The sequence below is a fragment of the Anaerofustis stercorihominis genome, from assembly GCF_024623185.1.
Taxonomy (GTDB): Bacteria; Bacillota; Clostridia; order Eubacteriales; family Anaerofustaceae; genus Anaerofustis.
The window spans coordinates 155488-162326 of sequence record NZ_JANJZK010000003.1; the positions used below are offsets into that span (position 1 = coordinate 155488).

Here is a 6839-nt window from a genome sequence, read left to right on the forward strand (position 1 = left end):
CTCTTTCTGTATTTAACATTACAGTAATATTATAGATTTAAAATTTCGCTATTTCACTGTAAAAATCGGACATATTGGCTCTATATTCACCGGGTGTAATATTACACACTACTTTAAAATCTTTTACAAAATGAGAAACATCATAATATCCAAGTTTTTCGCATATGATATCCAATGTAAATTTATTATTGTTTAAAAGCTGAAAAGACTTATTAATTCTAACTAATCGAGAAAATGACTTTATGCTCATACCAACATATAAATTGAATAAACGATTTAAATGTCTCATACTGTAATAAATGTTTTTTAAAATTTCTTCAGAAGTAATACCGCCTTCAGTTTGAATGATAAGTTTAACAGCATTAGTAAGTTCACTTGGATATTGAAATATAATACTTTGCAGAAGGATTTCTTCTGATTTAAATAATAATTCGTCTACGGATATAGACTTATTAAAAATAGCTCTCATATTAATATCAAGAGAATTATCAATAAATGAAAGAGGGATAATTTTATCTGTAAGTTTATTTTGATTTATTTTTGCAATGGGATAAAATCCTCCCGGTTGAAACTCGATAATGAATATGATATCGCATTTATTTGCAATATCACCTACTTTGACTGATTTAGTGGTCGGTCCAAACAAAAAGCTATATATTTTTTTATTATATTGGAACAACACTAGCGTAACACTTCCGTGAGGCATAATAGTATAATAATCTGAAATGATCGTTTTATTGGGAATAGTAATTGTAAAATTAGATACTAAATGTCTTAATTTTTTACATGGACGTAAATAAACAAAGTTTTCTTCGTAAATAAGAATTTCTCTATTTTTAGTTATATGCTTTAAACTGCTTTTCTTTATCATTTATGTCATCCTTATTTTATATTTGCATTAAATGAAATCAATCATATATCTACATGATACATGCTAATAAATAAATTTAAAAGCATTTTATTATTACTGAATTTTTATGTTAAATATAAATTCTTTTTGTAATAATGTAAGTTATCTAATATTATTATGCATATTTCAATAAATTATTTAAATTTAAAATCAAAACGTTAATTTGTATATAACTTGCTTTAACTGAAAATATAAAATTAATAAAAACTTATTAGGACCTCTATTTATCATTCTCAATTACATTTATCATAACCTTACTTATAAAATCAATATTTCTTTTATCAAAAACGATATCTTTATTTGTATGTATTTTATCCATATAATATCCCATTATAGGTTTTTTTTTAAGTACGGCTACCCCTATACTATTTTTAAAAATCATTTGGTCGGATGGATAAAACGTATTTTTTGTATTTTCTATTAACACATTCTTTTTATAATTTTCTTTTTCCTTATTTAAATTCTCTTCTAAAATTTCGAATTTTTTATCAAACTTCGCTTTTTTAGAACACACAAACATAATATTATCCCCGTCGGATACACAGTCAAAATTTATTATTAACTTATCATTTAAGTTCTTATACTTTTTCTTAAAAGCAGAAGACCCAACGAGCCCTGCCTCTTCATTATCAAAGAAAACAAAAGCTGTTTTATCCATATATTCTCTATCCAAACCATGGATTATAGTCAGTAAAGTTATTACTCCGGAAGTATTATCATTTGCAGTATGTCTATTGGGCTTACCGAATATCATTAAATAAATATCCATGAATAGAATAAACATATATATAAGTCTCGAGATAAGAGACTTATGAAATAAAAGTTCTGCGATAAAAGCACATATAGATGCGCTGAGTATTATTAAAAACGCTAAAAACAAAGAATATAAAAGATATATAAATATATTTTTAGGCGTTATGAAGTTTGGGAAAGGAAGTTTTGCACAAGTATCATAATGGGCAGTAAATATTGTGTCCGCTTCATCGATATCCCCTACTATAATATTTCTGCTTTTTATCATTCTACCATGGTTATCTATATTAAATTTAATTCCAAGCTTGTTAAAAATACTCTCAAGATATTCGATGAATTTGCTTTTATCATTATAGCTTTTTCTTACTTGATACTTATCAAAAATTTCATTAATAAAGTCATACATAATAATTCTCCTAGGATTTTATTCATTATAGCATATCATCTTATATACTTAAAAATATAAAATTATATTTCCAACAATAAAACAAAGCAATTCATCATATTAATATCACCATTATTAAACTTTTTAAATATTATAAAATAAAAGGAGGATTATATATGCAGTTAATAAACGAATTTGTACCATATAGTAAAGATATAATCGGACAGAGTAAATTAAATGAAAATTCTTTAAAATTTACTAAAACAAACAATAAAGAAGATATTATTGATGATGTCAGCAAGGTTGCTATAATGGCGATAACCTCAATGACAGGAATGGTAAAAATGGTAAGTGAAGCCATAATAAAAAGAATAAATGAATAAATACATATTAAAAAAACTAATAATAAATGATATAATGTATAAGCTGATTAAAATTTAGGAGAAAACACAAACATGTACTTAATAGTTGGACTTGGGAATATAGGAAGTGAATATAATCTTACACGACATAACATAGGTTTTGAAGTGGTAGATTATATAAGTGATGAATATGATATAAAAATAAATAAAACAAAGTTCAAAGCCGACTTTGGCAAAGGCAAATTGGCAGGTGAAGATGTTTTTTTAATCAAGCCAAGGACATATATGAACTTAAGCGGAGAAAGCGTTAAATTATTTAAAGATTATTTTAAAATCCCCGAAGAAAATATATTTGTTATTTATGATGATATAGAGCTTCCAAAGGGAAAACTCAGGATAAGAAAAAACGGAGGTCCGGGAACCCATAACGGAATGAAATCCATAGTGAAGGAACTGGGGACAAGAAACTTTCCAAGATTCAGACTGGGAGTTGGAAGTCCCGAACACGGAGACTTGGTAAATTATGTTCTCGGAAGATTTAACGAAGAAGAGCTCCCTATAATAAAAGATATGGTTATTATGACAAGTAAGGCTGTTTTTACTGCCCTCGATAAAGATTTGGATAAAGCAATGAATATGTACAATAAAAAATAAAAAAGAAGTGTAAATCACTTCTTTTTTATTTATATGTAATCATCCTATTATATTTAACTACCTTTTAACACATATATATTACCGCCTATTTTATATAAATTAATATTTATGTTATAATATAAAAAATGGCATTTAAATCCTTACAGAAAAGATATACTTTAATTACAAGTGAGGTAAATCAAAATGAAAGAAAAATCATTTTTAATAGACTCAAGCGATGAAAAATTAAAAATATCATGTTATATGAAAATTCCGGAAGATAATATAAAAGGTATTGTTCAAATTGCCCATGGTATGGCAGAACATAAAGAAAGATACTATGACTTTATGGACTATTTATCAAATAATGGATATATAACCGTTATCAACGACCACAGAGGTCACGGAGAAAGTATAATAGAAGATAAAGACTTAGGTTATTTTTATGATGACAGCGGAGAGATGATAGTTAAAGATTTCCATAGTATAACTGAAATTATTAAAGAGGAATATCAAGATATACCTTATTATATTTTCTCTCATAGTATGGGTACGTTAGTGGCAAGAAATTATTTGAAAGAATATGACAACGAAATAAATGGCATGATATTATGCGGTGCACCATATAAAAATCCAATGGCAAAAATGGGTCTTAACATCTCTTCGATAATCGGAAAATTAAAAGGTGAACATCACAGAAGCAAATTTATTCATGGATTGGCTTTTAATTCATTCAATGATAAATTCGAAGAACCTATAATGAATAAGTGGATAAACAGTAATATGTCAAAAGTCAAAGAATACAATAAAAACCCACTTTGCGGATATATTTTTACCATAAACGGATTTAAAAATCTTTTTAGTCTTGTTGACAAGGCATTCAATAAAGAGGAATATAAAATCAAGAATAAAGAATTACCTATATTTTTTATAGCGGGAGAAGATGACCCGGTTATCGGAGGAGTGGAAAAATTTAGAGAAAGTATAGAATTTTTAAGAAATATCGGGTATACAAATATTTCTTCAAGATTATACTATGGTTTGAGACACGAAATATTGAATGAAAAAAATCATATGGAAGTTTATAAAGATGTACTGGAATTTTTAGATAATATTAATAATTAATTTTAATAAACAATTTACAAATTTAAGAAATCATGTTATTATATGAACTGAAAATGCTGCTATGGCTCAGGCGGTAGAGCACTTCCTTGGTAAGGAAGAGGTCACGGGTTCAAGTCCCGTTAGTAGCTCCATTAAAAAAACTATCTGTACTGAAGTTTCAGTACAGATTTTTTTATTTTTATAAAGCTATTGAAATAATTGTCCTTATTTATGTATTCGACTGACAAGCGATTGCTTATTTTATTATTTTCCATTATGATTGTAATAACATAACGGAGGAACATTAATGAATTATAAAAAAATAGGAACATTTATCTGCAGTCTCAGAAAAGAAAAAAATTTGACTCAAAAAGAACTTGCAGATAAACTCAATATTACAAACAAAGCAATATCAAAATGGGAAAGAGGAATAAGCTGTCCCGATATTTCTTTGCTTATACCATTATCCGATATTCTGGAAGTAACGACAAATGAAATACTTAACGGACAAAGAGAAAAAGTATCGGATATCAATAAAGACGTAGATAAAAAAGTAAAAAAGACACTTACATATATGGTTGATATATCGAGTGAAAAGAGTAAGAAATATTTAAATTATATATTTTTAGGTGTTACATTCTCTCTTATTATAAGTATGATAATTTGCTTGATATGCGATTATGTATTGTATGATTCTTTTTCATGGTCGCTTGTTGTATCAGCTTCATGTATATTAAGCTGGTTTATTATACTCCCGTTTTTTAAATCCAAAAGAGACAAAGCTAAATCGGTCATTATAAGTATTACGCTGTCAATTATCCCATATCTATTTGTATTAAGTATCTTACTAAAAAATAATTTAATATTTTCTCTTGGAAGTATTATAGCTGTACTTAGCATAATATATATTTGGATACTATATTACTTATACACAAAAATGAAACATAAAAAATTTAAAGCTACAGGGATGGCATTTTTATTATTGATCCCTTTAAGCCTTTCTATAAACCATATAGCAAATTATTTTATAGGTCCGGATCCATTTGAGGTATTTAACGCAATTATAAATACAATAAGTGCTATAATAGTTGCACTGGTATGCTTTAGTATGAGTAAGAAGAGAAATGAAGATTAAAATAAAAGTAAATAATAATAAAAATAGTATTTCTTTAAACCGTATAGTATAATTAACTAAAGCTATATAGGAGAAAAATATGGAAACAGAAAATAAGACGACGATAATAAAGAAAAGTGTGAAATCCGGGATTTCATTCGGAAGTGCCCTTGCAATGGTCATAAGCTATTCTACATGGCATTCCATAGGCTGGGCAATCATTCACGGATTATTAAGCTGGGTATATGTTATATACTTTTTTATTGTTCATTATTAATTTATAATAAATATACTAATATAAAAAGGAGATATGTGATTTATCTCCTTTTTTATTATAATAACTATTTTGCTTTTACAGGAATCCAAATCTCGCTGTAATAATCATCATCTTCTACACCTTTTTTATACTCAGACGGATCGCTGTACATTTCAATATTATATCCTGCAGCTATTTCATAGTCCCTGCAGTTCGGTAACCACTGTGAAAAAATCTTCTTTTGCACATCGGGAATCGATTTAGAACTTGCACCTTTACAAGAAAATACCGCCCAAGTATGTTCCGGAATGGTTTTTGTTATAAATTCTTCGGAAATATCTTTTATAGGGTCGTAATTGTCCGCAATAAGATATTCAAACTTATTACCCTCCATATTTTCATCGATAGAAATACCATACACACTGCATACAATATTACTTAACCCTTTTTGGTAATATTCTTCCCATAACTTAGGGACCTCTGTTTCGGCTTCATCATAATTAAATACATTTGATATACCTACAACGGTAAATTGATCCTTTTTTACTATTTTATAATCCATAGTATAACCTCCTTCTAAGGTAAAATTGATTTTTAGCGAAGCAAAAGATTTTATCATTGCTTCACCCTTTCGTACAGAAGTAGGTGTTGCACCATGAAAACGAGTGAATGCTTTTGTGAAACTGTCCGGAGAATTATAACCATATTTCAAAGCAATATCTATGACTTTTTCATCTGTTGAAACAAGCTCGCTGCCGGCAAGCGAAAGTCTGCGTTTTTTTATATAATCTCCCACGGTAAATCCGCAAAGCATGTTAAATCCTTTTTGAAAGTAAAAAGGTGAAATCAATACTTTATGTGCAATATCTTCGACTGTAAGTTCTTCTGTTAAATTATCCTCAATATAATTTATTGCACCTCCAATACATTCAGTCCACTCCATGATAAATACCTCCTATCTGTATTTATATCTTACTATTATTAGAAAAAGGTTTCCCGATTTTCTGTGCTTTGTTTTGTCTTTTAAAAATTATAATATAAATATTTTATACCCCAACATATCAGACATACTTTTATTATGATTATGTATTATAATATTATCATTAGATTATATAAAAAACTACAGACCTTACAAGTAAAATATATCTATTTTATAATTATATTTATTAATCATATTTCATAACGATACTTTTTAATACCTAAATATTTTATTTAAAAAATTAAAGTTATAATTTCATTTATCTTTTGAGTTATACAAAAAAACATCTTTCATTAGAAAGATGTTTAAAATCGTATAAATGGTGGGGGAGAATGGATTCGAA

8 protein-coding genes and 1 tRNA gene are annotated in these 6839 nt (G+C 27.4%); 6 read left to right on the forward strand and 3 right to left on the reverse strand.

Annotated features, from left to right (window positions below):
• Positions 1 to 37: 37 nt before the first annotated feature.
• Positions 38 to 871, reverse strand: a complete 834-nt coding sequence (locus NSA01_RS03210; protein WP_257480072.1) for a helix-turn-helix transcriptional regulator — start codon at positions 869 to 871, stop codon at positions 38 to 40.
• A 259-nt stretch (positions 872 to 1130) separates the two neighbouring features.
• Positions 1131 to 2069 carry a M28 family peptidase gene (locus tag NSA01_RS03215; RefSeq protein ID WP_257480073.1) on the reverse strand — a complete coding sequence of 313 codons (939 nt, stop codon included), beginning with the start codon at positions 2067 to 2069 and terminating at the stop codon, positions 1131 to 1133.
• Positions 2070 to 2224: 155 nt separating this feature from the next.
• Between NSA01_RS03215 and NSA01_RS03220 the strand changes: the two genes are divergently transcribed.
• From NSA01_RS03220 to NSA01_RS03245, 6 genes are all read left to right on the forward strand, one after another.
• The gene (locus NSA01_RS03220) at positions 2225 to 2431 is read left to right on the forward strand and encodes a hypothetical protein (RefSeq protein ID WP_257480074.1); all 207 of its coding nucleotides are present in this window, start codon (positions 2225 to 2227) and stop codon (positions 2429 to 2431) included.
• 72 nt (positions 2432 to 2503) lie between these two features.
• Complete coding sequence (pth, locus tag NSA01_RS03225; protein WP_257480075.1) at positions 2504 to 3064, forward strand: aminoacyl-tRNA hydrolase; 561 nt, start codon at positions 2504 to 2506, stop codon at positions 3062 to 3064.
• Between the two features lie 183 nt (positions 3065 to 3247).
• Positions 3248 to 4168, forward strand: coding sequence for an alpha/beta fold hydrolase (locus tag NSA01_RS03230; RefSeq protein WP_257480076.1), 921 nt, complete (start codon positions 3248 to 3250; stop codon positions 4166 to 4168).
• Positions 4169 to 4223: 55 nt separating this feature from the next.
• Positions 4224 to 4299, forward strand: a tRNA-Thr gene (locus tag NSA01_RS03235).
• A 155-nt stretch (positions 4300 to 4454) separates the two neighbouring features.
• Positions 4455 to 5282 (forward strand): helix-turn-helix domain-containing protein, encoded by an 828-nt coding sequence (locus NSA01_RS03240; protein ID WP_257480077.1) that lies wholly within the window; start codon positions 4455 to 4457, stop codon positions 5280 to 5282.
• Positions 5283 to 5361: 79 nt separating this feature from the next.
• Positions 5362 to 5538, forward strand: coding sequence for a hypothetical protein (locus tag NSA01_RS03245; RefSeq protein WP_007050606.1), 177 nt, complete (start codon positions 5362 to 5364; stop codon positions 5536 to 5538).
• Between the two features lie 64 nt (positions 5539 to 5602).
• Here the strand turns inward: NSA01_RS03245 and NSA01_RS03250 are convergent, their stop codons facing one another.
• Positions 5603 to 6460 (reverse strand): AraC family transcriptional regulator, encoded by an 858-nt coding sequence (locus NSA01_RS03250; protein WP_257480078.1) that lies wholly within the window; start codon positions 6458 to 6460, stop codon positions 5603 to 5605.
• Positions 6461 to 6839 lie beyond the last annotated feature (379 nt).